The organism is Prolixibacter sp. DSM 2831 (assembly GCF_056493735.1).
This window is the reverse complement of record NZ_CM151379.1, coordinates 3,198,633-3,224,950: the sequence shown is the minus strand read 5'-3', so window position 1 is coordinate 3,224,950 and position 26,318 is coordinate 3,198,633. Positions and strand designations below refer to the sequence as shown.

The 26,318-nt window shown below is 47.1% G+C and carries 24 protein-coding genes; 12 read left to right on the top strand and 12 right to left on the bottom strand.

Annotated elements, in window-relative coordinates:
• From AC060N_RS13040 to AC060N_RS12990, 11 genes are all read left to right on the top strand, one after another.
• Positions 1-987 (top strand): beta galactosidase jelly roll domain-containing protein, encoded by a 987-nt coding sequence (locus AC060N_RS13040; protein WP_479524186.1) that lies wholly within the window; start codon positions 1-3, stop codon positions 985-987.
• A 200-nt stretch (positions 988-1,187) separates the two neighbouring features.
• Positions 1,188-1,589, top strand: a complete 402-nt coding sequence (locus tag AC060N_RS13035) for a DUF134 domain-containing protein (protein ID WP_106543867.1) — start codon at positions 1,188-1,190, stop codon at positions 1,587-1,589.
• A 3-nt stretch (positions 1,590-1,592) separates the two neighbouring features.
• Complete coding sequence (locus AC060N_RS13030; RefSeq protein ID WP_463230828.1) at positions 1,593-1,793, top strand: hypothetical protein; 201 nt, start codon at positions 1,593-1,595, stop codon at positions 1,791-1,793.
• A 297-nt stretch (positions 1,794-2,090) separates the two neighbouring features.
• Positions 2,091-2,993, top strand: a complete 903-nt coding sequence (locus AC060N_RS13025) for a damage-control phosphatase ARMT1 family protein (protein WP_479524185.1) — start codon at positions 2,091-2,093, stop codon at positions 2,991-2,993.
• A gap of 31 nt (positions 2,994-3,024) precedes the next feature.
• On the top strand, positions 3,025-3,222 hold the full coding sequence (locus AC060N_RS13020; protein WP_479524184.1) for a DUF5320 domain-containing protein: 198 nt from the start codon (positions 3,025-3,027) through the stop codon (positions 3,220-3,222).
• A gap of 3 nt (positions 3,223-3,225) precedes the next feature.
• Positions 3,226-3,408, top strand: a complete 183-nt coding sequence (locus AC060N_RS13015) for a DUF5320 domain-containing protein (RefSeq protein ID WP_479524183.1) — start codon at positions 3,226-3,228, stop codon at positions 3,406-3,408.
• A gap of 88 nt (positions 3,409-3,496) precedes the next feature.
• Positions 3,497-4,309, top strand: a complete 813-nt coding sequence (locus AC060N_RS13010) for an Mrp/NBP35 family ATP-binding protein (protein WP_479524182.1) — start codon at positions 3,497-3,499, stop codon at positions 4,307-4,309.
• Between the two features lie 60 nt (positions 4,310-4,369).
• Entirely contained in the window at positions 4,370-4,834 is a 465-nt protein-coding gene (locus AC060N_RS13005) for a NifB/NifX family molybdenum-iron cluster-binding protein (protein ID WP_479524181.1), read from the top strand.
• Positions 4,835-4,846: 12 nt separating this feature from the next.
• Positions 4,847-5,791, top strand: a complete 945-nt coding sequence (locus tag AC060N_RS13000) for a radical SAM protein (protein WP_479524180.1) — start codon at positions 4,847-4,849, stop codon at positions 5,789-5,791.
• A gap of 107 nt (positions 5,792-5,898) precedes the next feature.
• Positions 5,899-7,275, top strand: a complete 1,377-nt coding sequence (locus AC060N_RS12995; RefSeq protein ID WP_479524179.1) for an FAD-dependent oxidoreductase — start codon at positions 5,899-5,901, stop codon at positions 7,273-7,275.
• 299 nt (positions 7,276-7,574) lie between these two features.
• Positions 7,575-8,174, top strand: coding sequence for a hypothetical protein (locus AC060N_RS12990; RefSeq protein WP_479524178.1), 600 nt, complete (start codon positions 7,575-7,577; stop codon positions 8,172-8,174).
• A gap of 177 nt (positions 8,175-8,351) precedes the next feature.
• On the opposite strand, the gene AC060N_RS12985 is transcribed toward AC060N_RS12990, so the two are convergent.
• The 3 genes from AC060N_RS12985 to xerA form a co-directional block, all read right to left on the bottom strand.
• Positions 8,352-9,464 carry a TlpA family protein disulfide reductase gene (locus AC060N_RS12985; RefSeq protein ID WP_479524177.1) on the bottom strand — a complete coding sequence of 371 codons (1,113 nt, stop codon included), beginning with the start codon at positions 9,462-9,464 and terminating at the stop codon, positions 8,352-8,354.
• 161 nt (positions 9,465-9,625) lie between these two features.
• Complete coding sequence (locus AC060N_RS12980) at positions 9,626-10,627, bottom strand: hypothetical protein (protein WP_479524176.1); 1,002 nt, start codon at positions 10,625-10,627, stop codon at positions 9,626-9,628.
• A 116-nt stretch (positions 10,628-10,743) separates the two neighbouring features.
• Complete coding sequence (xerA, locus tag AC060N_RS12975; RefSeq protein ID WP_479524175.1) at positions 10,744-11,880, bottom strand: site-specific tyrosine recombinase/integron integrase; 1,137 nt, start codon at positions 11,878-11,880, stop codon at positions 10,744-10,746.
• Between the two features lie 897 nt (positions 11,881-12,777).
• On the opposite strand from xerA, the gene AC060N_RS12970 reads away from it, so the two are divergent.
• A complete protein-coding gene (locus AC060N_RS12970) occupies positions 12,778-13,512 on the top strand; it encodes a hypothetical protein (protein ID WP_479524174.1) in 735 nt (244 codons plus the stop codon).
• A 28-nt stretch (positions 13,513-13,540) separates the two neighbouring features.
• On the opposite strand, the gene AC060N_RS12965 is transcribed toward AC060N_RS12970, so the two are convergent.
• The 9 genes from AC060N_RS12965 to AC060N_RS12925 all read right to left on the bottom strand — a co-directional run bounded on the left by AC060N_RS12965 (position 13,541) and on the right by AC060N_RS12925 (position 26,274).
• Positions 13,541-13,798 carry a hypothetical protein gene (locus tag AC060N_RS12965; RefSeq protein ID WP_479524173.1) on the bottom strand — a complete coding sequence of 86 codons (258 nt, stop codon included), beginning with the start codon at positions 13,796-13,798 and terminating at the stop codon, positions 13,541-13,543.
• Positions 13,799-14,227: 429 nt separating this feature from the next.
• Positions 14,228-15,217 (bottom strand): aldo/keto reductase, encoded by a 990-nt coding sequence (locus tag AC060N_RS12960; RefSeq protein ID WP_479524172.1) that lies wholly within the window; start codon positions 15,215-15,217, stop codon positions 14,228-14,230.
• A gap of 148 nt (positions 15,218-15,365) precedes the next feature.
• On the bottom strand, positions 15,366-17,774 hold the full coding sequence (locus tag AC060N_RS12955) for a glycoside hydrolase family 127 protein (RefSeq protein WP_479524171.1): 2,409 nt from the start codon (positions 17,772-17,774) through the stop codon (positions 15,366-15,368).
• A 104-nt stretch (positions 17,775-17,878) separates the two neighbouring features.
• Complete coding sequence (locus AC060N_RS12950; protein ID WP_479524170.1) at positions 17,879-19,945, bottom strand: alpha-glucuronidase; 2,067 nt, start codon at positions 19,943-19,945, stop codon at positions 17,879-17,881.
• A gap of 47 nt (positions 19,946-19,992) precedes the next feature.
• Positions 19,993-21,309, bottom strand: a complete 1,317-nt coding sequence (locus AC060N_RS12945; protein WP_479524169.1) for a family 8 glycosyl hydrolase — start codon at positions 21,307-21,309, stop codon at positions 19,993-19,995.
• A 75-nt stretch (positions 21,310-21,384) separates the two neighbouring features.
• On the bottom strand, positions 21,385-22,671 hold the full coding sequence (locus AC060N_RS12940) for an SGNH/GDSL hydrolase family protein (protein WP_479524168.1): 1,287 nt from the start codon (positions 22,669-22,671) through the stop codon (positions 21,385-21,387).
• A gap of 94 nt (positions 22,672-22,765) precedes the next feature.
• Positions 22,766-24,160: a glucuronyl esterase domain-containing protein gene (locus AC060N_RS12935; RefSeq protein WP_479524167.1), complete on the bottom strand. Its 1,395-nt coding sequence runs from the start codon at positions 24,158-24,160 to the stop codon at positions 22,766-22,768.
• Positions 24,161-24,229: 69 nt separating this feature from the next.
• On the bottom strand, positions 24,230-25,444 hold the full coding sequence (gene uxuA / locus AC060N_RS12930; RefSeq protein ID WP_479524166.1) for a mannonate dehydratase: 1,215 nt from the start codon (positions 25,442-25,444) through the stop codon (positions 24,230-24,232).
• A gap of 23 nt (positions 25,445-25,467) precedes the next feature.
• The gene (locus tag AC060N_RS12925; RefSeq protein ID WP_479524165.1) at positions 25,468-26,274 is read right to left on the bottom strand and encodes an SDR family oxidoreductase; all 807 of its coding nucleotides are present in this window, start codon (positions 26,272-26,274) and stop codon (positions 25,468-25,470) included.
• Positions 26,275-26,318 lie beyond the last annotated feature (44 nt).

Here is a 26,318-nt window from a genome sequence, read left to right as displayed (position 1 = left end):
ATGAAAAAAATTATCACCATACAATGGATAGTGCTCCTGGTACTGATAGGTAGCTTAAATGTGTCTGCCGCAGCATTCAGCCCCCTGGAACAAAGCCTGAACGGAATGTGGAAATTCCGGATAGGAGACAACATGGAGTGGGCATCGCCGAATTATGATGATTCCGGATGGAATTTGATTAAGGTGCCAGACCGGTGGGAGAATCAAGGATATAATGGTTATGACGGCTACGCCTGGTACAGGCTCTCACCTTTCATACCCGCTTCCATGAAAAATCAATCGGTGATTCTGGAGATGGGGTACATCGATGATGCTGATGAAGTGTATTTCAACGGCACGCTAATTGGCAAAACAGGTTCATTCCCGCCACGTTTCTCGACTGCTTACAAGGCGCTACGCAAATACCAGGTTCCTAACAACCTGATAAACTATGACGGAAAAAATGTGATTGCAGTTCGGGTTTACGATGCTCAGCTGGACGGAGGAATCATCGGCGGTGATTTGAAAATTTACTCTGCTGGTTTTTTGCCGCAATTCGATATTAACCTGGCCGGAGAATGGCAGTTCAACAAAGGAAGGGATTACAATGAGAGCCGTGCGAGGCCGATTCATGTGCCGGGCGCATGGGAGAACCAGGGATACTTCGGTTATGACGGGTACGCCGTATATACAAAGAAAATTAACGTGAGTGCTGATCTGGCCTCACAACGTTTGGTCATGTTGGCTGGCCGCATCGACGATGCCGACATGCTGTTCATTAACGGGAATTACATCGGACAAACCGGGCAATTCGGAGAAAACAATGGCAACATATACCGCGAGTTCCGGAATTACTTTCTTCCTCCCAACACATTGAAAACAGGAGAAAATCGGATTGAGATAAAAGTGTACGACTCGGGTGGAGACGGAGGAATTTACGAAGGCCCCATCGGAATTATGACCCAGAAGAAATTCAGAGAATACTGGAAAGCAAAGCGAAGAAACTAGTTTTTGCGAATAGAGCGAGGATTAGATTATCATGGTTCGAATAGCAGGTTGGAAACGACCTGCTATTTTTTGCGTTCAGGAAAAGAAGAACAAAAGAGACTTTGGTATGTCTGCAGTGCAGTGAAGTGAAGGTCTTTAAGGAGCTGAAAAGGAACAAATGTTCATTAAATTTCGTATTATTGTAGTGAAAATCCAATTTTATGCCGAACAGAAAAAGAAGTCGACGAGTAACCATGCCGCCGGTAATGGAAGGTTTCAGGCCCTTTGGTGTGCCGATGAAGAATCTGGAGCCAACTGTTTTGCTGGTCGAAGAATACGAGGCCATCCGGCTTGTCGATTATGAAAATCTGATACAGGAAGAGGCGGCTGAGCGAATGGGGGTTTCCCGTCCGACCTTTACCCGTATATACGACCGGGCACGAAAAACCATTGCCGCTGCCTTCGTGGAGGGAAAAGCGATCCTGATTCAGGGCGGGAATTACGCTACCGATGATTACTGGTTTCGGTGTAACGATTGCAAAGAGGTGATGATTACGCTCAAACCCATTGGTAGTTGTCGTAAATGTCATTCAGATAACATCATATCATTAAATCCCGAGTAACCGATGGACAAACAAACTGAAGAATATAACGGATACTGCATCTGCGTGAAGTGTGACCTCCGTCTGGAACACAAAAAGGGAATTCCCTGCCGGGAAGTGAAATGCCCGAAGTGTGGACGTACCATGCTAAAAGAGGGTTCCTACCATCATCAACTCTATCAGCAAAAGTTCATCGATAACCGGGAGCAGGACGAGCAACCCTAATGAGTTGTCGTTGACTTTTTTCACAGCACTACTGCCAGCCGGAAGCCATCGGTTTGCATTCGCCTTCCCTTCTTCATTACACGCCCATCTTCATTCTTTCTCAAAGGTTCAATTGAAGTATATCTGAGATATTTTTACTCTGATATATCCTCAAGAAAGATATTGTATTCGAATTTTTCATTTAAAATGAACAAATGTTCATTTAGTTTCCTACCTTTGTTTCATGAACAGAAGGTTAGCAATCAGTCGTTACGACTTGGACGAATTGGTGTTATACCTTCCTAAATTGAACCAACTATGTTTCCGGAATGCGTCACATGTATCGTAAAGCAGACTGAGCAATTAATTCAGAGACATTGCCCGGACGACAAGCGGGCCAACGAAGTCGCGCTGGATGCCATTCGGTTTATGGCGAGCGCTGAAAGTGAGATGAAAACAGCGCCGGCTTTACCGGTCTTCCTGGATGACCTGCTGGAAAGACGATGTCAGATAAAGCAGACTATTAGTGATGAGCGGATACACTGCAATGAGCAATTCCTCCTGCTGGAGGAAACGATTCGGAACGATATTTCTAAATCGATTAACCCGCTACAAAGAGCACTGCAGTATACGCTGGCCGGTAATTATATCATGAATCACCAGGGGGCGGTGGATAGCCTGAAGTTGTCGTTGGAATCAGCTGCTCGTTTACGACCGGTTATCGATGATTCGGGTAAGTTGTTTAACCGGGTTCGGAAAGCGAATACGGTGTTGTTCATAGGCGATAAAGCCGGGGAAATTGTCACCGACAAACTGCTGCTGGAGCAATTGCACCATCCGAATACTCACTACGCGGTCAGAGAAAAGGGGATTCTCGATGAAGCTACGGTCGATGATGCAAGGCATGCAGGAATCGAGCGTGTGGCAGAGATAAAAGGCATTCCGCAAGAACTTACATCATTCAGCAATTTGTCCACCAATAGCACATTCGGAAAGATTTATCGGGAGGCTGATGTGATTATTTCCAAGGGGCCTTCCAACTTCTGGAAATTACACAATGAAACCGAAAAAGAGACTTTCTTCCTGTTTTCAGCGAGATGCCCGGTGATAGCGAATCTGCTGAAAGTGAATATTGACGACCCGGTTGTGATGTATGGAAAGCGTTATCAGCAGAAGATTGTGGGAGCTGAGTATTACGAAACCTTGTGCCATGAATTATAGAGGGCGATGTGAATGAAAAAATCAAGATGTTATGCCACGATTAAACGGGACAGGCCCGGAAGGGAAAGGCTCGAAGACCGGACGGAAATTGGGCCGTTGCAAAGAACCGGAAGATTTAACCGGTAAGAACAAACTCGGTACCGGCCTTGGCAAACGCCGGAAAAGCGGTGGTGGCGAAGGCCGCGGTAAAAGACTAAAAAGTGGATTTATACCAAAAATAGGGAGGTGAAAAATGCCTGGATTAAATGGAACCGGACCGCTGGGAAAAGGTCCCCGCACCGGAAGAGCAATGGGTAAATGCGAACCCGGAAAAGATGAAGTAAGTGAGGCACCGTTTGGTCGCGGACTCGGAAGAGGCGGCTGGGGAAGAGGCCTCGGACGGGGTGCTGGTCGTCGAAGAAGAGGTCGCGGCTAACGTCTCATGGTGGTTTGTCGCTCAAAATCGCGCATGAATTTTCATGCGCGATTGACAACATGGTAGTTACGTTGTATAAATGAAAAACATGGAAATAAAGAAAATGCAAACGAAGATTCTACCGGAAGTGGAAAATATTATTCTGGTAGCTTCAGGAAAAGGGGGTGTTGGAAAATCAACCGTGGCAGTGAACCTGGCAGTGGCTTTTATGCGCGAAGGCTATGCCACCGGAATATTGGATGCCGACCTGTACGGGCCTTCTGTTCCGATGGCATTGGGACTGGAAGGTGCCCAGCCCCGTGTATGGATGGAAAACGGCCACGAGCAAATGGAACCAGTGGAAAAATTCAGCATTAAAGTGATGTCACTGGGGTTTCTCATGCAAAAGCAGGACGCGGTCATCTGGCGCGGCCCGTTGGCTTCCAAAGCACTTTCGCAGTTGATCGAGAATACCCGTTGGGGAAAACTGGATTACCTGGTCATTGATTTACCGCCCGGAACCGGTGATATTTCCATTACGCTTGCACAAAAGTTTCCGGGAGCCAGGGCTATCATCGTGGTGACGCCGCAGCAAATGGCCATTGCTGACGGACGAAAAGCCGCCCACATGTTCGTGGCCAATGGTGTCGATATTCCGGTGGCCGGTATCGTGGAGAACATGGCCTGGTTTGTACCCGAAAAACATCCCGATGAAAAATATTTCCTCTTTGGAAAAGGAGGAGGAGCGCAGTTGGCCAACGAATACGGTGTGCCCTTGCTTTCGCAGATACCGTTGGTGGCCGATGTATGTGAGTTGAGCGACAAGGGGAAAAATATATTCAACTCCGGAAATGCTATTCTGATAAAAGCATTTGAAGAGTTGGCGCAAAAAATCGACCAGGTAAAAGAGGTGCCTGCGTAAGAACGACTTTGAATTGATAGTTAATAATTGTTCCATGTCAGTTTCTTAAACCGTGTGCTTATGAAAGAATCTTTGCGCTTCGCTTTTGCGGTTAGTCAGGGGCATGCTTTTGAGAAAAAGCATTTTGGCGAAGCTGAACAGTTCCTGATTTATGAATACAAGGATGACGAACTGAGTCTGATTGATGAATATCAGAATCCGTTTATCCAATCCGATGAACAGTACCTGCATGGTTCGCCCCGGAAGGGAAAAGCAATCATCGATTTTCTGAAAGATTTACACATCGATGTGTTGGTAGCCAGACAATTTGGTCGCAATCTCCACATGGTGAGTGAGTATTTTATTCCGGTGATTATTTCTGCGACATGCATTGGTGAAGTGACAGAGGTTCTTTTAAAGCACATATTCTGGTTAATGGAAGAGAGGCGAAAAGTTGCCAGCCACTACGGATTGTATCAGATCAATCTGGGCATTTTGACGATGCCCGGTAGATCGGTAAAACTCCGGCTTCAGAAGGAATTTTAAACAGGTGTCCTGATGATCGGTTTTGGGCCCATATCATCGCGCAGGTTAGGGAAGAGCCTTGGGATAAACAACATTGTCTCTCCCAAGACATGCTCGTACAACTGTTTGTATTGCCAGGTAGGGAAAACGAAACGGCATACAACCGAACGGGATGCATTTTACCTTCCGGAAGTGATCTGCCGGGAAGTCGAAAGGCATCTGGGGCGATTGAAGCCCGATGACTATCCTGACTACCTGACTTTTGTGTCGAATGGAGAACCGACCCTCGATCTAAATCTCGGCGAATCCATCACCCGCTTGAAAACGCTGGGCATCCCGGTCGCTGTTATTACCAATGCTTCGTTGCTGAATCGGGAGGAAGTCCGAAGTTCATTGGCACTGGCCGATTGGGTTTCGGTAAAAGTCGATGCGGCAAATGAAGCAACCTGGAAAAAGCTCAACCGGCCCGTTGCTGGATTGTCATTCGACGACTATTGGTCCGGAGTGTACCTGTTCGCCGACGAGTTTTTCGGCACGCTATGCTCGGAGTCGATGTTGGTCCGGAATTACAATGATGATTCGGTCCATTTGAAACAATTGGCCGGATTGGTAAAAGAGCTGAGCCCTCAAACAGCTTACCTCTCCATTCCCATTCGCCCGCCGGCCGACAAGCATGTTGATAGACCGGCTGCAGAACAACTGAATACAGCGTGGCAACTTTTTAATTCTGTTGGTTTGAATACCGAACTTCTCACCGGCTTCGAAGGCGTCGATGCAGGATATACCGGCAATGCTTTCGAAGACATTCTGAACATTACAGCGGTCCATCCGCTACGGGAAGACGCCCTGCTGAAACTTCTGGAAAACGATCAGGCCGATGAATCGGTACTGCAATCATTGTTGCATCAGCGATTGATAGACAAGGTACAATACCGCGACAAGATTTTTTATCTGCGACATTACAATGCTGCGTCATGAAAGGATATGTTCAGGTATATACGGGTAACGGAAAAGGAAAAACCACGGTTGAACTGAGCTAATTGGCCGCCATGAATATGAAAACCTTGAATACAAAAAATAAACACATGAAAACAACCGATGTATTAGTAATTGGAGGAAGCGCGGCCGGTATGGTTGCGGCTATAACCGGTAAATCATCCAATCCGGAGAAGAAATTTATCCTGGTGAAGAAACAGAAGGATGTGATGGTTCCCTGCGGTATCCCATACATTTTCGGCACGTTGGGCGACAGTGCCAAAAACATCATGCCGGTCGATGCCCTGATGGCCAAAAATGAAATCGAGTCCATTGTGGACGAAGTAACAGCCATCGATGCAAAGGCCAAAACCGCTCAGCTGGCCGGAGGTGATATCATTCAGTTCGGTAAACTTATTATTGCTACCGGCTCGGTTCCGGTCAAACCCAAATGGCTGACCGGGGCCGAAAAGGAAAATGTTTTCGTGATTCCGAAGGATAAAATCTATCTCGACGACATGAAACAAAAGCTCGCTTCTTGCAAGCGTGTTGCGGTTATTGGTGCCGGCTTCATTGGTGTCGAGTTCTCCGACGAATTGGTGCGGGATGGGAAAGAGGTCATCCTGGTCGAAAAGGAGCCTTCCATTTTAAGCCTGGCATTTGATGTGGAGTTGTCCGATCGCATCCAAGCCATGCTCGAAGAACGGGGCGTGAATATCATCACCGGCAACGGTGTGCAAGAGATTGTAGGCGACGATATGGTGACCGGCGTACGTCTCGAAAATGGTCTCAACGAAGAGGTCGACGCGGTAATTCTCTCCATGGGATACCAGCCTAATACAGCACTGGCCGCCAAATCAGGCATCGATATCGACGAAAGCGGCTTCATTGCGGTCGATGAATACATGCGCACCCACACACCCGACGTATTTGCCGTGGGCGATTGCGCGCAAAAACGCGATTTCGTCACACGCCGGCGCGTATTTACCATGCTGGCTTCTACGGCTTGTGCCGAAGCCCGTATTGCCGGCATGAACCTGTTCAATCTACATGTCATCAAAACCTTTAGTGGTACCATTGCCATCTATTCTACCGCCATTGGCGATACCGGGTTCGGAACTGCCGGTGTGACGGAAGCCCGGGCATCCGAAGAAAACATTGAAGTGGTAACCGGCTTGTTCGAAGGTGTCGATCGACATCCCGGCAATTTGCCCGATGCGCACAAACAACTGGTGAAGCTGGTGGTGGCCCGGCGCTCGGGAATCATCATTGGCGGTGAGGTGATTGGTGGATTGAGTGCAGGAGAACTAACCAACGTAATTGGCCTGGCCATCGAAAACCGGATGTCGGTCAATGCGCTGTTGTCGTCACAAATAGGTACACATCCGTGCCTGACGGCTTCACCGGCGGGTTACCCGCTCATTAAAGCCGCAGAAATCGTGGCGGCCAAAATTGCCAGCGGAAGAAAACCAACTCAAAACCAATAGTTCCGAAAATATAAACTTTTTGATGTACAGTTATTAGGGTTTGACATAGCAATTAGTGTAAAGATGGGGGAGGAACCGGGATAAAAGCCGGTGAATCCCCTTCTTTTTGCCCCGCAAATCCACCATGGTATTCAGGAAAAACGAATGCCTACGAATCTTTTGAAATAATAATCATTAACTTAAGCCGCTGGAAGACGTAAAAAACAGACAGAACACGGCCAGTAATTGTTAGTAGAAGTTTCGTGGTAGGGTGACCGTTGAGAAGCACTTTTGTACAGGACGAACTAATACAGGGGCATATGGCGATATACATAATCATTGCGGTAATATTGGTGGTTGTCACGGGCTTTTTCTTTGCCTTCCCGTCTCCAAAGAAAACGCTGCAGAAACCAATCTTTACAACGACCAACCAGGGAGGCGAACCTGAGGAAATTGAAAATCGCTACTACGATTTACGAAAAATGGCTTTGAAAATCACCCCCGACCTGGTTGGGGCGCAGAGCACAGGAAGAGCAACAAAGGTATTTGGTATTGTGATGGATTGGGACACAGGAGAGGGAACCGTAACGGTTGTAGCCTTCCAGAATGGCGATGCCAGCATGTATGTCAGTTCGGGGGGCGGCATCATTGGCGGCGCACAATACCGGAAAGTTCGGAAAGCGGTTCGCTCATTTGTCGGGCTGGGACAGGATTATATCGGGAAAGCCGAAAAAACAACTACAACGCTGCTGCCCGACAGGCATAACGTAGGGTTTTACCTGCTGACGAACAAAGGAACCTTTCACGTTCAGGAAGAATGGAAAGCCATTGAGTACGGAAATTCCGACTGGCGCCCGCTTTTTCAGGAAGCCAGCAAAGTACTGGAAAGATTACGGCAGATATCGGAGAAGAAGAGCTGATGTGCTAACGGTCACTTTTTAGTTGTCGTTGCCGTTCCGATGCCTCGGCCCCGAATTTTCGGGGGAAGAGCGTTCCTGTCCGAAGGACACGGAACTGCGATGCGAGCCCCGACCAATCGGGGCGCAGTTGACGTACCACCGAACCCCGCCCTGCAATATGTACATTGTTAACGGTTGTTATTTCAATAATTCATCTAATTTTTCGTAAAATTCATTGTCCTCTCCGCTACTTTTTAATACGATTTTTCCCTCTCTATCAATTATAAATTTTGTCGGATAATTGGTAATGCCGTAATTGTCAGTGATTACTTTATTCGCAGCAAAGAGGTTTGTCCAGTTCAGTTCATATTTTATGACTGCATTTTTCCAAGGCTCTTCGTGATCCTGACAATCTATTCCGATGAATTCAACTCGATCTTTATATTTTGAATAATACTCTTTCAATTTCGGAAATCCACCCACACAAGAGCCACACCATGTACCCCAGAAATCCAGAACGACGTATTTACCTTTGTAATCAGATAACGAATGATTTTTACCAGCTGTATCAGGAAGGGAAAACGATGGGGCATGCAAACTTTTTTCAGATGCAGTCAGCGCATTTGAAACATGAGTACCGAAAATTGAATTTTTAACTCTTGGCGTAAATCTAATGTAATATTTCGCAATCGTATCATAAGGGAATTTAGCTAGTAATTCCGCAGAATATTCCCAATTCGGGTGTTTGGCAATTATTTGCAAATCAATGCTGTCTAATTGACAGCTAACGGATTGTAATTCTTTATCTAACTCCGCAATTTTGTTGCTTCCTTTAGGTTCCTTTTCCTTTTGGATCGTTAATTGGTTGAATCTTTCGGAATACGGAAATTTTGCTTCTTTTACTTGATTCATTTGCCGACCAATGTCGTTTCCTGCGATGCTAAACTTGATTCCATAATCGGCCAATGATGCGGAAAACACTATGTCCTCAGCGGGTTTTATAAAGAATCGGATGTCCCTGTTTTGAAGTTCTTGTTTATTACTTTTTTCTGAACCGAAAACAGCATTAAACGAATCGCTACTAATTATAACCAAATGCCACATGTTAACACCATAATTCAGTGTATAATTAAATTTACCATCTGTGCATGAAGTGGTATCAAAAATTGGTTTTGCCCCTTCTTTTAAGGGTAAAGCAAGGACATGGATTGTAGCATTGTCAATTCCATCAATTGTTCCTTCAATATGTGACTCTTGAGCAAATCCGATAAAGGATAAAGAAATTAGAAATAAGGTAAGTTTTAGTTTCATTGTAGTAGTATTTTATAATTACCCCTAACGGTCACTTGTATGTGGTCGGGCGGGATTTCTGGAAGAAATCGTGTCAGACCCGCAGGAAAGTGGGCGCAAGGTCTGACTTGTCAGACCGCTAAAACCCCCGCCTGCCATATACAATTTGTTGTGTGCCGTATTTAATTTTTTTCAATTATACTATCAATAATATTTTTATTAATCTCAAACGTAAATCGTCTCGATTGTAATGTATTAGTCGGTATCTGTTCATCATTTATTTTGGGGAAGAAATGAACATTAATTGTTACAGATGATTTATTAAAATCCCATGATGATTTAATTTTTAGTTCCCTTCCACAAAAGTCAGGATTAGAAGATTCAACATATTTTTTAAATTCTTCTTTTCCTTTTATTGAAAACACTGTTTGCCAATTAATTACTTTTTCAAAAGTTACGTTGTCTCTTAAATTTTCAAGAATTCCATCAATGTCATTATTGTTACAAGACTTGATGAAATTTCTGATTAGTTTCCGTGGTAACTTTTGTTGTTTTTGTATTTCTTTCTTTTTGTTTTCTTCAAACAGTTTGTAGTCTTTATTTACTAGTTCCCGCATTTTGTAAAATCCAAATTGAAAAGCTTCAATTGGTGAACTGTATAGACTATCTTTGAAAAAATCAGTTTCGCTATCTGTTTTATTTGTTTTGAATTCATTAAGTACCAAGAAGCCTTTTTTTCCTGAATTTTTATCTATCCCTTTTACAATATTGATGTAATAATCTCTTTCATCGTTTTTAAACAATACCTTGACTTTGGGATTGAAATTTTCAACTTGGCTCTTTGATTTTCGAATTAAGTATTTTGTTTCATTTAAAGGGTCTTGGATAGGTCTGCCCCAACCGTCAGTTTGTAATTCTGACTGATATCTTGAAATCTGTAATCTAATTTCTTTTCTACCTTTTTCGAGGTCTGACGTGAATTCGTAATCGGGCAAACTATCAAGAATTGCTGTATCCAATTCCCATTCTTCATAGTCACTGGAGAAAGTCAACTTGAAATAGCTTTCATATTCAAAGATATAAACTGGAAACTGAATTTTTTTCTTTATGATTTTCTCTTTAATCAGGTTAAGGTCTGATTTACGATTTATCAATATTGTAATTTCTGTTTCTATCTCAAACATGCTGGTTTTCATTTATATGGCACACAACTAGTGTGTATCAATATTGTTGTTATTTCTCTTATGCCAGTCGATGAGTTGTTGTTATACACCCATATTGGGATGTATTGTGTACATTATTATGTTGAATTTTCAAAAAGTTCATCCAACGGATTTTTAATCTTTTCAATATATCGTTTTGAAATATGGGTGTAAATCTCCGTGGTTTTAGAAGAACTATGCCCCAATAATTCTTGTATGTATCTTAAATCGGTTCCCTGTTCCAGCAGATGCGTAGCAAATGAATGTCGCAGCATGTGGGGGGTAACCCGCCTTTTGATCCCGGCTTTCTGCCTGGCTCTTTCCAAAATATGGGCAATGCTGGAAGCGCTGTACTGCGAGTTCGCTGAGTTACCTTCGAATAACCAGGTTTGTGGTTTGAATTCTCTGTAATATCGTCTTAGTTGTTCAAGCAGTGGTGCCGAAAGGAGAGTATAGCGGTCCTTTTTCCCTTTGGCCCCTTCAATATGTATTAAACCTCGGTCCGATTGAACATCGGTAATTTTCAAATTGAGAAGTTCACTTCGGCGTAATCCCGCCGAGTAAATGAGTGATAAAATGCATTTATGCTTAATGTTGCTGCACTTTGTTATGATTTGCTGTATTTCTGGTTTACTGAGTACAGGTGGCAACGGATTTGATTTGCGGGGGCGGTCTACGGAGAGGTTAAGTCGCTCGCCCTCGATGACTTTCTCATAATAGAACTTAATTGCATTAATTCGTTGATTTTGTTGACTCGCTGATATGCGCCCGTTTTTGACCAGGCCATGAATATACCTATTGATTGCTTCTGAATCGATTGAATCTAACGGATATTCCCGAAAATGAAACATGAAATCTTTAAAATAAGCACAATAAGTTCGGATGGTGCTGCTGCTGTACCGCTTTTGTTCCAGTTTCTCCAAATAGCCTTTGGGCAATTCAATCTGTTTGCGATGGCTGTAATCTCTCGCTTTTTCTTCTCTCTGCGGTGCCTGCTTTTCTTGTTTTAGTCCGGAGTAGTCAACATAAGCCATCCCTTTCAATGCTTCAAAAAAGGTGTGCAAATCAAACTGCTCTGCCGGAACATACCAACATCCCATGGTTTGGCTCCAGCGGGCATCGGTTTCTTGCTTTACGCGGTCAATCAGCTGCTGGTTGTAGTCAAACCGCAGGGTGACCACCATGTTATCACGGTGTCGGGCTTTTTCAAGTACGATGGTCCGGTCTGTTGGCATTTTGTTGGTTGTTATGGCTCATCAAGTTAATAAAAAACTTTCTGAATTTGGTTTTCAGTTCCTTTATAGACCCCCATTTTCTATTATCATAATTTTCCTTCGCATACCAGATCAGGCCGTTCATGGAAGAAATCGGGCCGTTCATCAAAATTTTTGGCATAAAACATATTTTTTACTTAAGTTAAAAACTCATTCGTTACCAGGACAGAAAACGGAAACTTTAGCGGGCGTACAGAACAGTGGAGCAGGAAGGCCGGAGGCTTTCTTTTTTTGTACCCAAAACGGATTCAGAGCGTTCTTTGGCATACTAGTCCCTTGGCCCTTCTTTGTTGCAATTTGAGAGAATATACCAGGGAGTATATATTATTTTCTATCTGTTCGTTGCAATAAATTAAAAGGTAAATGTCGTGAAATAAGTAGTTGAGGCCAGGTTGAAGGAGTTTGTCTGTAAATCCGGAGTTCAGAAATGTTGTGACAACATCAGGGAAACCGGAAACAAGCGATTAGCAAGCCGCCACAAATATTTAGACTTTTCATATTAATGCTTAGTGAAATGTCACAAAGATTTGGAATCATAGCGCAAACACCTGGAGAGTATCGACAAATACCTGGAAAGGTGGCACAAATAGTTAGTCTGTTTCGACAAATGCTTAGCAAGATGGAACAAATAGTTCGGGTGTTTAGCCAAACACCTGAATACCCAAAGTGGACATAGAGAACGAATCGTTCAGCTATTTTCACATAACCTGCTTCCCCCGGAAGGTGACTCGACCTTGTTGATCATCGGTACCGGATGTAATGCTGCACTATCAAAATAGTTATTGCTAAACCGTGAAGAAATTATTGCGAAGAATTTCACGGAAAAACCAATCCAATTAACTCTTTAGTACCTAACGTATGGGAGAACGAAACACAAGCTTTCCTTTTGGTTTCCCCGAGCTGGAACAACGGGGTGACTATGTTTACCTGCTTTATGAGCGGGATGAAGAAATTATGCTGTCCCTCGGTTTTTCGTCAGAATTTAAGACGAATTTCCGCACGGCTATCGATGCCTTTAAAGATGTAGAATCGGACGAATACTGGAAAGGGGTACTGGCTACGCATCGTGATAAACGCGATGAGGCCCGCAATGCTCTGGCCCGGTTGCACGATTTGTTCCAGATCCGCCTGAAAGTATTGTTGGGCAATAAATCATCTGAGTTCCGCAGTTTTCGTTTTGCCGGAATTTCGCAGATGAACGAGGAACAGATGGTGAGATATATTAGGGGAATCGTGAAAACAGCCGATGGTCTCGACGGTGTTATCATCGTGCCGGAAGGCGAAACTTCGCCGGTGGAAGAGCTACGGACCAGTTGCCAGACGCTTGACGATGCCATTGATAATTACCGTCAGGTGATGACCCAACGCGACGCAGCTAGCCTGAGACGTGTTTCGGTAGCCAATGAATTGTACGGATTCATTAGCCAGGTATGCGACGCGGGCAAAAAGTATTGGAAGGGGCTGAATGATGCCTATTATAACGACTTTGTGTTGTATGGCTCGTCGACGCCGCTTCCGGATGAGGAGGAAGAAGAAACACCGGCTGACGGCGGCGCTACCGACACCACGTCGGGCGACGAACCGGTTGCATAGATTATCTGTAACCACCGGATGAAATGAGTCACCCCGCTGAAGAAGATTCGGCGGGGTGATTTTTTTGTGTGCGAACCCTGTCGGTGGTCGGAGACCCCGACAGTGGTTTGGGATGATGAACCGAGCCTGAAAGGCTGCGGAATTTCAGACCTTCGGCCTGTTCCAGGCTCAACTGCCAGTGTGCGGATGCAAACGGCAGGATTTTATTATTGAATTGCCCGTAGGGCATTCGGTATTGTAGCCGAAATGTTGAATGGAAGACCGCTACTCCGTAGGAGTTATACATTAGAATACCTTTAACCGGAATTGACGATTGGTACATCCCCTACGGGGAAATGTCAACGCTTATCGCCTCCATTCTACAATACCCAAACCGCTACGCGGTATAATGCTTCGCTTATAAGTCGGTTGTTAATTTCTACTCACCCCATCCGGACTGCCTCCGAATTGCCCCTCGCGATGTTAGAGAGGGTTGGGTGAGTAGATATACCGGCGCGGATTTGGTTATCAAAAAAAGGATGTCATCCATTTCGGATGCCATCCTTTCTATTCATCGTTATCCCGATTCATTGACGGAATTTTTATCCCCAAGCCTCTGGAGTAGAAAATTCAAATCATTCCTATCATTCTCCCCATCTCATCTTCTCCCGCTCTCCCTTTCTCCTTTTCTTTTGCCTAAGCCTGCGCCTCTGCCTTTTCTTTCGCCTTCACCAACTCACCATTTCTCGTTGGCAATATCGGGCCAGATGTGTTGCTCGTATATCTGTCGGATGCCGTCCATCTGCTCTGCCGATAGTTCCGGTAATTCCGATGCCTGTACGTTGGAAAGCACCTGCTCCGGCCTCGATGCCCCCGGGATGACACAGCTCACTTCCTTGAACATTAGTATCCATCGGAGGGCCATGGCTGCCAGGTTCGTTTGCGCCGGGAAGAGTTTTTTGATTTCTTCCACAGCTTCCAGTCCCTTCATATAATCCACACCCGAAAAGGTTTCGCCCTTGTCAAACGCTTCGCCGTTCCGGTTAAAGGTACGGTGGTCGTCTTTCCCAAAGGTGGTGTCAGGCGTGAATTTCCCGGTGAGGAGTCCGCTGGCCAGCGGCACACGCGCCAGTATCCCGATGTTCTTTTTTGCCGCTTCCGCGAAGAAATCTTCCGCAGGACGCTGCCGCAGCATGTTGAAGATAATCTGCACCGTGGTCACGTTCTCGTATTCCAGGGCTTTCAACGCTTCATCAATCCGTTCTACGCTCACGCCCAGGTTCCTGATTTTCCCCTCTTTTTTCAGGGTATCGAATAGCTCAAAAATCTCGGGCCGGTAGTACGTCTCGGTGGGCGGGCAGTGCAACTGGATCAGGTCGAGCGTCTCCAGCTCCATCCGCCTCAGACTGTCTTCCACAAACCGGCGAAGTCCCTCGGTCGTGTACGACGCATCCACATGGGGCGAAAACTGACGGCCGCATTTGGTAGCCACATAAATCCGCTCGCTGCGGGAGCGCACCAGGCGGCCCACCGCTTTTTCACTGTCACCGTCGTTATACACATCCGCAGTATCGATAAAGTTCACGCCGTTATCGACAGCCGAATTCAGTATGGCATCGGCATTCGGGTGACTGAACAGGCTGCCCCATTTCCCGCCTACCTGCCAGGTTCCCAATCCTACTTCCGAAATTTCAAATCCTGTTTTTCCCAGTATTCGTTTCTTCATTACTCTTGGTATTTAGTTGATTTCGTTCCGCTTTTATCGGACAAACTGTACCCAATCCATTTCAACAGGCGTACCCGATAGTTGTTCGACGGCCAGGTTATGAACGACGCCTGCTGAAAGGGAAAAGGGGTACAGCGATGAAAATGCATTACTGCTTCTCCGGTCCGGCTTCCTTCCTCGCCAGGCGGATGTAATAAACACCTCCGGCGGTACTGTGCGGAAGCGATTGAAACTTCACCCGGACGTGTGTTTTCCCTTCAACCATCGAATTGGGAATCGGGTATGTTACTTCCTGGAATTTTTTTTGATTCCACTTCCCGGTGTTATCCTCCGATACCAATTTCTGGTTGTCGATGTAGATATCGAATTTCCGGTTTCCCTGTTCGTCGCCCCAGTAACGGACGATTAAACTAAGGTTGGTAGCCGAATCGGTTGCCATTTGGTAGCTGAAATAGCCACCGTTGCGGGCGTCCCGCCAAAAATCGTCCCGGTTGTTTCCTGAAAAGGAGTTGGAATCCTGCATGGCGTGATCCACTTCGGGTTGTTGCTCTCCGGGAGCCACAAAATCGATTGTCCGCTTATCCAGTGCCATCCGCTTTTTCTCCAGCGTCGACAGTGAGTCGAGATACGAATGATACTGTTTAGGGGTCAGCGTCATCCAGTACATCATGTACCGGGCGTCGTGTATCAGGAAGAACGGTTCCAGCTCCACCTTTATCGGGTTGATCAATTTCCACTTCGGCGCCGTAAAGAACAGCGGCTTGTTTTTCTCGGGTACCAGCTCCTCCGGAATTTTCGACTTGTCCTTCGAAATAATGATGGGCGCGGTGTTTAACGGGAATTTTTTCCCGCTGGGAATATGTCCCCACCGGCTGTCGTCGGCAATCAGTCCTTTCAAGTCCTGCGTACCCGTTTTGGCACCCAGTACGATAGGCCCGTGCAGTAAGGCAATGTAATTCGGCACATTGGGCAGCTGCTCATAGGTATTGTGCATGGGCAACTGAATCGTAACGGTGTCGCCGGCTTTCCACAAACGGTCAACCGCGATATACGATGCCGGATGAGCCTTGTAGGGAATGTTCTTCCCGTTGACGGTTATCTTCAAAGCACCGTCTTTCACCCACGACGGGTAGCGAACCATTAAGCTGAAATGAGAAGAGCCCTTCTCGACAATCAATTTGGTTTGCGGCTCGTAAGGGAATTTTGTCTCCTGCTTGATCTTCACGCCTCTTTGTTCCCAATTCAGTTCCGAGGCAATGAAGAGATTCAGATACAGTGAATCGCCCTTGTGGGTATAGATAAACTCGTTGTATTTACTGTGGTTTTCCATACCGCTGCCCACACAGCACCACATGGCTTCGTTTGGCGCCGAGTAGACCCGGTAACTGCGCGGCCGCACAGGAGTGAAATACACGTATCCTCCGGTCTCCGGATTTTGAGTCGACAGAATATGGTTGAATACCGTCCGTTCGTAGTAGTCGACATATTTCTCTTTCGGGTGTACCCGGAACAAGTCTTCTGTCAACTTCAGCATGTTGTATGAATTGCAGGTTTCCGGGCCTTCCACATCATTCACATAATCGGTGCACGACGAAGCGCTTGGAAAGAATTCTCTCCGGCTGTTTCCTCCGAATGCCAGCGTCCGGTTTTGGGTTACGGTTTGCCAGAAGAACCGGCCGGCTTCCACGTATTTCTTATCATGCGACAGTTCACCGATTCGTTGAAAACCGATGGCTTTGGGAATTTGTGTGTTGGCATGTTTGTTATCGAGGTTGTCACTGTCTTTCGACATCGGGTCCAGCAGCATATGGTGTGAAAACCGTTTGGCAGCTACCAGGTATTTCTTGTCGCCGGTCATTTGGTAAGCATCGGCAAACATTTCATTCATCCCTCCGTGTTCGGTGTCCAGCATCGATTGCATCTGGGCATCTGTCAGGCGGGAAGTGATATTGATTCCCCAATCGCAAAATTTGAGGAACATGTTTTTGGCTTCTTCGTTACCGGCATACGACCAGGCATCTCTCAGACCTGCGTACATTTTATGCACATTGTACCACGGAACCCATGCTTTATGATAGGCCTTAAAATCTCCGTTCTTCAGGGTACTCCAAACTTCTTTGCTGTTGGGAACGCCACCTACATATCCTTTACCCCAGCCCGGATGGTTGACGGTGTTGGCATCCTGGCATTTCTTCAATTCGGAAATCATGTACTCCAACCGTTGCTTGCAGGCTGCATTACCGGTCGCTGCGGTGTTAATCGCCATGGCCGATAAGTAATGGCCGCCAATGTGTCCATCGAGGCCGGCCCAGTTGGTATAGCTGGGGGCTTTGGGTTTCAGTCCTGCCTCTTTACGGTAGGGCGCCAGCAAGCGATCGACATTATACTTCAGCAACGTCTGTATATTCAAATCGCGGGCATGTTTAAACGGCCCGTCCAGTAGTTTTACGTCTTTCAGCGGAAATTCGTTGTGATACAGCTTATCCTGGGCCTGCGTGTGACCAGCCATAAAAAAGAGACCGATAAGCAAACACCAAAACGGATATTTTATTCTCATGATACTTTACTTGGTTTTAATTCTTTCGATAATAATTCCTAACCTGCCCAATATATTATATCCTCGGATAGGATTCAATTCCGGGCCGGTTTCTTACGTGAAGTTTATCTTTTTCTTTTCATATCGTTTTCTATCAAATCCTTCAGGTTGTGTACCGGCCGTTCGATGTTATACGGAATCGGCATGCGGCTAAACTGCTGGAAGTACAGCAGGCAGGCATCTTTCCACACCTGGGCATTGATGCACTGTTCCCGGAGTTTCTTTTGTACCACGCTAAACCGTTCTTTATCGACGTATGGCTCTGCTTGGTCCCACGTTTTCTGAAAACTACGCACCTGGTCCAAACCTTCCTGGTAATGATAGCACAGGTCGTCCCACAGGGTCAATCCGCTTTTGGTTTGATAATTCCACGGAAGGTGATGGAACCACAACAGGTAGATTTCGGGACAGGTATTCACATCATTGAATAGCGAACGAAGCGGTTCGTGGTACTGACTAACGGCATTGCTACCGTTTTCGGTCCGGTCGAACCCGATACCCAGTGTATCGGCCTGGTGATAGTAAGGAGGGGTCCAGTCTTTGCGAACTCCTTTGGGCGCCCACCACGGGCCGGGACCATAATGTTCGTTGGCCGAAAACAGGTGGTGCAAGCCTAATGGCATCATGTAATTGACAGCAGCTTCACGACTCTCCAGCATCATTCGTTTCACCGGTTTCAGAAAATTGATATTCCATACAATGGGAAGAACAGTCGATTTGGTCTTGTCTTCTGCAGGTGTCGGCTTAAATGTGAGTTTCAACCACTCATCAGCAATCTGGTCGCTGGATAATTGGTTATTCCAGGCCAGACGGCCAAAGGCGTACCAGTTGGCCTGGGCAAACGGGTGTCCGCACCAGTTGGTGTCCAGCCCGATATTGGCTACACCGGCAATCGCCGTTTGCTTTTGTTGGAAGATGCTGCCATCGGTACAACGGGCAACGGTGCTTCCTTTGCCTTCCTGGTAAGTATCGCTCTTCAGGAACTCTTCCCACATAGGGGCTAAAAACACCAGGTGAATGGCCTGTCCAAGATATTCCTGTGTTACTTGCAGTTCCGGCATCACCGGAGTCTTTTTCATGGCTCCGAATAGCGGGCTGAAAGGCTCGCGCGGCTGGAAGTCGACGGGACCGTTTTTCACCTGGACAATCACATTGTCATGAAATTTCCCATCGAGCGGCATGAATTCATCGTAGGCCTGTTTGGCCCGGTCTTCGTCTTTGGCGCTGTATACAAAAGCCCTCCACATAACAATACCTCCATAAGGTTTCACGGCATCGGCAATGGTATTGGCCCCGTCGGCATGCGTGCGGCCGAAGTTCTGCGGACCAGGTTGTCCTTCACTGTTGGCCTTTACCAGGAAGCCGCCAAAATCGGGAATTAGACTATAGATTTGTTTGGCTTTATCTTTCCACCATTCTTTCACCTGCGGGTCGAGCGGGTCCGACGTTTTTAGTCCGCCTATCACCGAAGGGGAAGCGAAATTCACCGAAAGGTAAGTCTTAATACCATACGGACGCAGGACTTCGGCAATCGCCTGCACTCTTTTCAGGTATTTGGTTGTCAAAACCAGTGGCGAAGCATTGACATTATCGAGGACAGCGCCGTTAATGCCAATCGAAGCATCGGCATGGGCGTATTCCTGCCACAGCTTTTTATCTTTCTCTGTTACGGCCAGCGAGTCTTTGCCGTGCCAGAAGATGGAGCGACCGGCATAACCACGTTCGATGGTGCCATCCAGGTTGTCCCAGTGATCGAGAATACGCCGTTCGTACGACGGATTCTCTACCTGTTCGGTGATGGCTTCTCCCGTTTGCTGACGGCGCAGCAGGTCATAGACGCCATATAATATACCTAAATCGGTGTTTGCCTCAATGCCGTCGGAACTAAGGCGGTAACCATCGCCTTTGATTAGTTTATTGTGTTTCTTTTTTAGCACAAACGTTGCATTGGCTTTGCCCTGCCAGCCTTGATGCAATTCCTGTTTGGCGATTTCGAGAGTAGGGGAGTTTCCGGAGCAAACAACGTTGACCGTGGCTGTATGTTTGGCGCGCAGCCATAGGTCGTGCCCGTTCTCGGCATTGAGCGTAAGAGCGGCAAACAGGAAAATAAGAAGCGTGGATGTGACTTTCATATCTTGGATTCTGATTTTAGAGGTTTGTTAATCGTTTACCGGAAGATTTATTGATTCGCTGTTCCGGGTGTGATAATTCGGTATTCACCGCTCAGATGCATTAGACTGAATAGATACATCAGTCCGTCGTAATACGGATCGAAGTAGCCGTCGCTGTACGGTTCGAGTTTGGCGTTCCAGAGGGCACGCACAAAGTCGAGGCTGTTCTTGTCTTCGTTTACCGTGATCAGGGAGGCTGTAGCCGCGGTAGCTACCAATCCCAGCGAATGCCTCAGCTTTTGGAAACCTCCTGCCGGAAGAATGTATTCCGGTTTCGAACCATCCGGGTTGAACTGATCCTTGAATGAGTTGATTCCGCGGGAGCGCAGGAAGTTTTGAAACTTTTCGGCGTAAGCTTCCTGCCATTTTTTGTCCTTTCCAAACCAAACGTAATCCATCGCAATGTTCATCGGAACCCGCCACGAATCATAGCGGAACGCTGCGGGCATCCAGGGTGTGGAATGCGGTGTGCCGTCAAAATTGGTGTAATCGGCATTTAAACCTGTCTTCGGATTGCATGCACGGTGAAGAAATACGCGGGCCGAGTCGGCACAATCGCGATAGAACTGTTCGTGTCCGTCGTGGGCATAGTGAGCCCAAACTTCGAAAAAGGCCGGCACATTGTATGACGGGTCGGTCCAGCGATAGCCGCCACCTTCGGGCACAAACGAAATCAGCTTGTGTTTCACATTGATGAGATGGTAAATATTTCCGGTGCCGTCTTTCTGCCACATGGCATCCAGTATCTTTCTGGCTTCAGCATAATAGTTAATGCCGGTATCGTTTCCCCACCGGTTCGATGCAAACAACAACGTGGTGACATAGTACAGTTCACCGTCCGATGCCGAGCCTTCGGAATTCCGTTTCATGGTTTTGGGATTGAAACTCCAGGCGAAATACCCTTTCCGTGGTCCGGATTGATGCTGAAGGTAGTGTTTGGAAAAGCGCCAAATCCGATCGAAAACGTCTTTTTTGTTCAACTGAACGGCAATCATCATTCCGTATGACATGCCTTCGGTACGAACATCATGATTCTTCAGGTCGGAAATATAAGCCATCGAATCGCCCACCTCGAAATAGATATGGTGAGGGCCATGGAAGAGTTGGTCATAGGTTTGAGCTATCTTTTTATCGATAGCCGACTGTTGATAACCGGCTTCTTTCAGCAAATTCCTTGATTTTACGGGTAAAATTGCAGAATCGGGATGACCATCACCAGTATTTCCGGCAAATGAATGGTTGATGCCTAAAAATAAGATGGCCACCAGCAATGAGGCTATTCGATACGGAATATTCGGTTTGATTGCGTAGTTTGTTCCTTTCATCGGTTTATCTTTTATGTTTAGCTATTGGGTCTGTAAATTTCTTACGGTGTCTTACAACGATAAAAAAGTATTGTTCTATTTGAAAAGCGAAAGGTCAATGGCACCGGCCATCATGCGATAGCCCAGCTCATTGGGATGAAGATAGTCGCCTGACTGGGCATTCGGTCGAAGACTCAACGTATCTTTCGGATTTCTCATGGCTTTGTCAAAATCAATCACCGCATCGAAATGGCCGCTGGTACGAATCCATTTGTTCACGGTTTGCCGGGCTGTTTCGCGGTAATCCTTGTAATAGAACGACTTTTTGATGGGGGTAATGGTTCCTCCGTACACTTTGATTCCCTTTGCATGTGCCTCATCAATCATTTTATCATAAGCGGCTATGAGGCCTTGCGCTACTTTGTCAGCAGCTTCCTTGTCGGGTGTTCCGCCGATATCGTTGACCCCTTCGAGGATGATTAGCCAGCGCACCCCGTGCTGTTTGAGAATGTCGCGGTTAAACCGGCTGAGAGCAGTGGGGCCGAGACCGCCGTGAAGTACGCAGTTGCCTCCAATTCCCATGTTCAGTACGCCAATGTCCCGGGTCCGCTTGTCCTTCAACAGGCGCAGAGCCAGTTCATCGGGCCAGCGGTCCTGTTTATTCGTGCCTGAACCGCGTCCGTCGGTGATGGAGTTCCCGAGAATCGCGATGGCTGCTGCACGCTTTGGGGCCATCACATCAATGCCGTTAATCACATACCAGTGGTCGGTTTTGGCGGCTTGCGAGAAATCAGCATCAGGCGAGGAATGGTCCCCTGCGAGCAAATACGAAGTCGTGCGTGACCCCGGATGTCCGGTTACGTCGGGCGATGTTTTTCCGAAAGCAATGGTTACGGCCACTTGCATTCGCGGTTTGAGATTGAATGAAACCGGGTCGGAGACAACCGTTTTGCCTGGTTCCATCGTGACATCCGGTTGTCCGTCGAAGGTCAATTCTTTGGCAGTAGACGACTCTATTTCACTTCCGCCTTTCGAAACAGCGATGTGGACAGTCTTCATGGTCACCGGATTCTTGCTGAATTCATTGGAAAACCGGAACCGCAGTTGTTTCCCGCCGATGGAAACACAAACCACCTGACGCAACGTATTGTTGGTTAGTCCTGGTGCCGGTGGCATATTCCGGGGCTCGACCAGCTGCGGGGCGGTGCTCCAGGTCCCTACCCACGATTTTGTTGTCTTCGGTTTTTCGGGGTTGCGGGCAAAGGAGAAGTCCGAAAAGATAAGCATCATTCCGAGCAGAATGACTACCGGGAAGAAAATATGCCGGATGGAACGGGAAAGTTTTGTTTTATGTGCGTTGGAAAAGTCTGGATAACGATACATAGCAAAGAATATCTGTTTTTTTATGGTTTTAATCGGTTGAAATATCATTTGATAGCACGAATCAAGAGAGTGCTGTCATCAAAAAGTCAGGGTGTTATTTGCCATCTGACAGGAGTTGTGGATTGTAATATTTAGTTCGCCCCCAATAACGACTGGCCCAGGCAATCCAGGTGCTCCAGTTTGGGCCGGTACTATGCCATCCCGCATGTTGCCTGAAAGCGATATCTCCGCTGGTGAGTGCTTCTCCCAATGGCGGAAATTCAGTTGAGCCTAAATCCTTTTTTCCCAGGAGGCGATAAACCGGGCCGGCATGAACTGCCCCGATAAACATTCCCCGGTCATCGATCCATTGCCCTTCGTAATAGGGCGATCCCGCGCTAATAAAAACGGGACGGGGAGCACACAAGGCAATCAGTTCATGGGCATCAACAGGTAAGTCATCGGGTGTTAGTACACTGGCGTATTTGATGAAATTTCCGCAGAACCAATGGTATTCTCCCGCAGAAGCGAGGTTCTCCACTTGTTCTCCGAAAACCCGTCTCAGGATCTTTGCTCCGCCGGCACCCGACGAACCAATGAATCCCAGCGAAAACCGTGGTTCGAATGCCATGGTCACCAGTGCCGCTTTTCCATATCTCGATAATCCTTCGATGCCCACTCTCTTGGCGTCAACATCCTTATCCGTTTCGAAATAATCCATCGCCCGGCCGGCTCCCCAGGCCCAGGCCCGGAGTGTTCCCCAGTCTTCCGGTTTTCGCCGTTTACCTTTGTTAACCAGTCCGATGATTCCCTGGGTTAGGCCGGCACCATTATCGGCCTGGTAACTTGTCGGGACAATAATGGCGTAACCCCAGCCGTGGGACAGCAGCTGTTCTTTCCAGCCTGGTTCTCCGGCATAATTGGGTACTGCCTGTTTCATTTTTCTCCCGAAAGGCGAATGGATGAACCCCAGTTCCATCACCAGGGGGACTGCTTTGTGAAGATGCAGCGGCGTGGCCACCAGCAACTCAATATTGACCGAAAGGGATGGATAGGATGAATTATCGACTACTCCTTTGAGGAGCTTTCTCCTGATGGGAAACTGACCTTCCATGGTGTCTTTCACCGAAACGATTTGCCAACTTACGTCGGGGAGATGTTTTGGCAGACGGCCATAGATTTCCGTTTCAAAGCCGGAGACAATCTCAGGGCGCCTTTTTTTCCACCAGGTAGCAGCATCGGTTACCTCTTCTCCGTTATTTAAGCATAAGGCATCAGGCAGCGTATAGTGATTAACCTTGGCTTCCGATCGGTTAGCCGCATTGGGATCCCTGGGATTGCCAGATGGCCCGGGACGTACTTCGCTCTGTTTGATGCCGAGCTGTTGCAGCATGTCCGAATAATCGATTTGACTATACCGGGCGATGCTGTCCCGGATGGCTTGGAATGACTGTCCCGACGCGAGAGACACGGTACAGAAAAAGAGAATAGGCAAGATAATTTTCTTCATAACATCGTGATTGGTTTCGTTATTCTAAGGCGGCAGTTTTTGGGCAGAACGGGAGGACTGACGAGACGCCTAATCCTCATGGGCGAGGGCATAGTCAACTGCTGTCATGATACCGTCGAGTTCTGCCAGCCCTTTCAATCTGCCGATGAGTGGGTATCCGGGGTTATACGGGTGATTAAAATCATCGAGAAGCCTGAGTCCGTGATCAGGCCTTACCGGCATTTTGAAATCGGAACGCCCGGATGCGATTCTGCGTTTTTGCTCCTGCAACAACGACGTTACCAGGGGAACCATATTTTGTGTGCCGGTTAGATGTCCCGATTCATAAAAGCTTCCGTCTTCGAGCATTTGCGTGTTCCGCAAGTGGACAAAGTGGATTCGCTCCCGGGTCTTTTCGATGATTTTAAGAAGGTCGTTTTCTTTTCGGGCGGAAAGTGATCCGGCACAAAAAGTGATACCATTGTTGGGTGACTGGTTGGCCTCGAACAACCACTCGTAGTCGTCCAATTGACCAATAATGCGGGGGAGTCCCAGAACCGGGAAGGGAGGATCATCCGGGTGAATGGCCAGTCGGACACCTGCTTCTTCTGCAACCGGAATCACATCGTCGAGAAAGGCTTTGAGGTTTTCCCGCAGTTTCGCTTTGTCGATGTCTTTGTAGCGATCGATAAATTCCAGAAACAACGCTTTCGGGTCGGGAACCGAACCATCAATCACTCCGTCGATAAATCCCTGCGTTACCACAATAATATTATAAGCCAGCTCCTCCGCTTCTTCTTCCGTCATCTTATTGAATACCGTTCGGGCCTTGTCAACCAGTTCCCTGGGATAGTCAGCTTCTGCGCCCGGGCGTTTCAATATGAAGACATCGAATGCCACGAAGGTGGGGAAGTCGAAATACATCGACTCAGCACCATTGGGAAGTTGGTAATGAAGGTCGGTCCGGGCCCAGTCGAGCACCGGCATAAAATTGTAGCAGATGGTATCGATACCGCATTCACCCAGATTACGGACTGATTGCTGATAGTTTGCCATCAACCTCGGGCGATCGTCCGATTGGATTTTAATGCCTTCGCTTACCGGAAGACTTTCCACCACACTCCATCGCATGCCATGCGCTTCGATGGCATTTTTTACCTTTAGAATTTCATCTTTGGGCCAAACTTCGCCGTTAGGAATATGGTGAAGAGCTGTTATGACGCCTTCCACTCCGATTTGGGCCAGCTGCTCCAACCTGATGGGATCTTTCTCACCAAACCATCGCCATGTTTTTTCCAGAGCCATATTCTGCCTTTTCTTTTTTTAAGTTAAACTCCGCTGAATGAGCTAAATCCGCCATCGACCGGCAGGATAACTCCGGTAATGAAAGAAGCGGCATCAGAGCATAAAAACTGCACGGCGCCATTCAGTTCTTTGATATCGCCAAAACGCCCCATTGGGGTGCGTCCGATTACTTTTTTACTGCGCTCGGTATACGAGCCGTCGGGATTGATGAGCACGTTACGGTTCTGGTCGCCGATGAAGAATCCGGGAGCGATGGCATTCACACGGATTTTTTCGCTGAATTTCGTCGCCATTTCCATGGCCATCCACTGTGTGAAAATGTTGATACCCGTTTTAGCTACCGAATATCCGGGTACACGTGTAATGGCAGAGTAGGTGGCCATTGACGAAACAGTGACAATGCTGCCTGATCCTTGCTGCGCCATTGCTTCGCCAAAAACCAGGCAAGGATAGATGGTCCCGTTTAAATTGAGGTCGGTCACTTTCTGAAAGTCCTCAATTTTCATATCAAAAACCGTTTGGTCTTCCGTTAAAGTAGCGCCGGGCATATTGCCACCGGCAGCATTGATCAGGATATCTACTTTACCCCATTTCTTTATGAGAGTTTCGCGCGCTTGCCGCAGTTCCTCCATATCGAGTACACTACCCACAATTCCAAAAGCTTCGCCGCCCAGTTGCTCCAGTTCCTTCACCCGGTTGTTGATTTGTTCCTCCCGGATATCGAGGATGGCCACTTTTACTCCTGCTTCTATCAAACTGCGGGCGATACTGCCTCCCAAAACACCGCCACCTCCGGTAACGACTGCAACTTTTCCATTAATATCAAACATGGTACTATTATATTTTGTGTTGATTTATGTAATGTTGATGTAAT

Excerpts from the sequence above, each read along its gene's own strand:
- AC060N_RS13040 (WP_479524186.1), top strand. The coding sequence starts at position 1 with ATGAAAAAAATTATCACCATACAATGGATAGTGCTCCTGGTACTGATA.
- AC060N_RS13035 (WP_106543867.1), top strand. The coding sequence starts at position 1,188 with ATGCCGAACAGAAAAAGAAGTCGACGAGTAACCATGCCGCCGGTAATG.
- AC060N_RS13030 (WP_463230828.1), top strand. The coding sequence starts at position 1,593 with ATGGACAAACAAACTGAAGAATATAACGGATACTGCATCTGCGTGAAG.
- AC060N_RS13025 (WP_479524185.1), top strand. The coding sequence starts at position 2,091 with ATGTTTCCGGAATGCGTCACATGTATCGTAAAGCAGACTGAGCAATTA.
- AC060N_RS13020 (WP_479524184.1), top strand. The coding sequence starts at position 3,025 with ATGCCACGATTAAACGGGACAGGCCCGGAAGGGAAAGGCTCGAAGACC.
- AC060N_RS13015 (WP_479524183.1), top strand. The coding sequence starts at position 3,226 with ATGCCTGGATTAAATGGAACCGGACCGCTGGGAAAAGGTCCCCGCACC.
- AC060N_RS13010 (WP_479524182.1), top strand. The coding sequence starts at position 3,497 with ATGGAAATAAAGAAAATGCAAACGAAGATTCTACCGGAAGTGGAAAAT.
- AC060N_RS13005 (WP_479524181.1), top strand. The coding sequence starts at position 4,370 with ATGAAAGAATCTTTGCGCTTCGCTTTTGCGGTTAGTCAGGGGCATGCT.
- AC060N_RS13000 (WP_479524180.1), top strand. The coding sequence starts at position 4,847 with ATGATCGGTTTTGGGCCCATATCATCGCGCAGGTTAGGGAAGAGCCTT.
- AC060N_RS12995 (WP_479524179.1), top strand. The coding sequence starts at position 5,899 with ATGAAAACAACCGATGTATTAGTAATTGGAGGAAGCGCGGCCGGTATG.
- AC060N_RS12990 (WP_479524178.1), top strand. The coding sequence starts at position 7,575 with ATGGCGATATACATAATCATTGCGGTAATATTGGTGGTTGTCACGGGC.
- AC060N_RS12985 (WP_479524177.1), bottom strand. The coding sequence starts at position 9,464 with ATGAAACTAAAACTTACCTTATTTCTAATTTCTTTATCCTTTATCGGA.
- AC060N_RS12980 (WP_479524176.1), bottom strand. The coding sequence starts at position 10,627 with ATGTTTGAGATAGAAACAGAAATTACAATATTGATAAATCGTAAATCA.
- xerA (WP_479524175.1), bottom strand. The coding sequence starts at position 11,880 with ATGCCAACAGACCGGACCATCGTACTTGAAAAAGCCCGACACCGTGAT.
- AC060N_RS12970 (WP_479524174.1), top strand. The coding sequence starts at position 12,778 with ATGGGAGAACGAAACACAAGCTTTCCTTTTGGTTTCCCCGAGCTGGAA.
- AC060N_RS12965 (WP_479524173.1), bottom strand. The coding sequence starts at position 13,798 with ATGTATAACTCCTACGGAGTAGCGGTCTTCCATTCAACATTTCGGCTA.
- AC060N_RS12960 (WP_479524172.1), bottom strand. The coding sequence starts at position 15,217 with ATGAAGAAACGAATACTGGGAAAAACAGGATTTGAAATTTCGGAAGTA.
- AC060N_RS12955 (WP_479524171.1), bottom strand. The coding sequence starts at position 17,774 with ATGAGAATAAAATATCCGTTTTGGTGTTTGCTTATCGGTCTCTTTTTT.
- AC060N_RS12950 (WP_479524170.1), bottom strand. The coding sequence starts at position 19,945 with ATGAAAGTCACATCCACGCTTCTTATTTTCCTGTTTGCCGCTCTTACG.
- AC060N_RS12945 (WP_479524169.1), bottom strand. The coding sequence starts at position 21,309 with ATGAAAGGAACAAACTACGCAATCAAACCGAATATTCCGTATCGAATA.
- AC060N_RS12940 (WP_479524168.1), bottom strand. The coding sequence starts at position 22,671 with ATGTATCGTTATCCAGACTTTTCCAACGCACATAAAACAAAACTTTCC.
- AC060N_RS12935 (WP_479524167.1), bottom strand. The coding sequence starts at position 24,160 with ATGAAGAAAATTATCTTGCCTATTCTCTTTTTCTGTACCGTGTCTCTC.
- uxuA (WP_479524166.1), bottom strand. The coding sequence starts at position 25,444 with ATGGCTCTGGAAAAAACATGGCGATGGTTTGGTGAGAAAGATCCCATC.
- AC060N_RS12925 (WP_479524165.1), bottom strand. The coding sequence starts at position 26,274 with ATGTTTGATATTAATGGAAAAGTTGCAGTCGTTACCGGAGGTGGCGGT.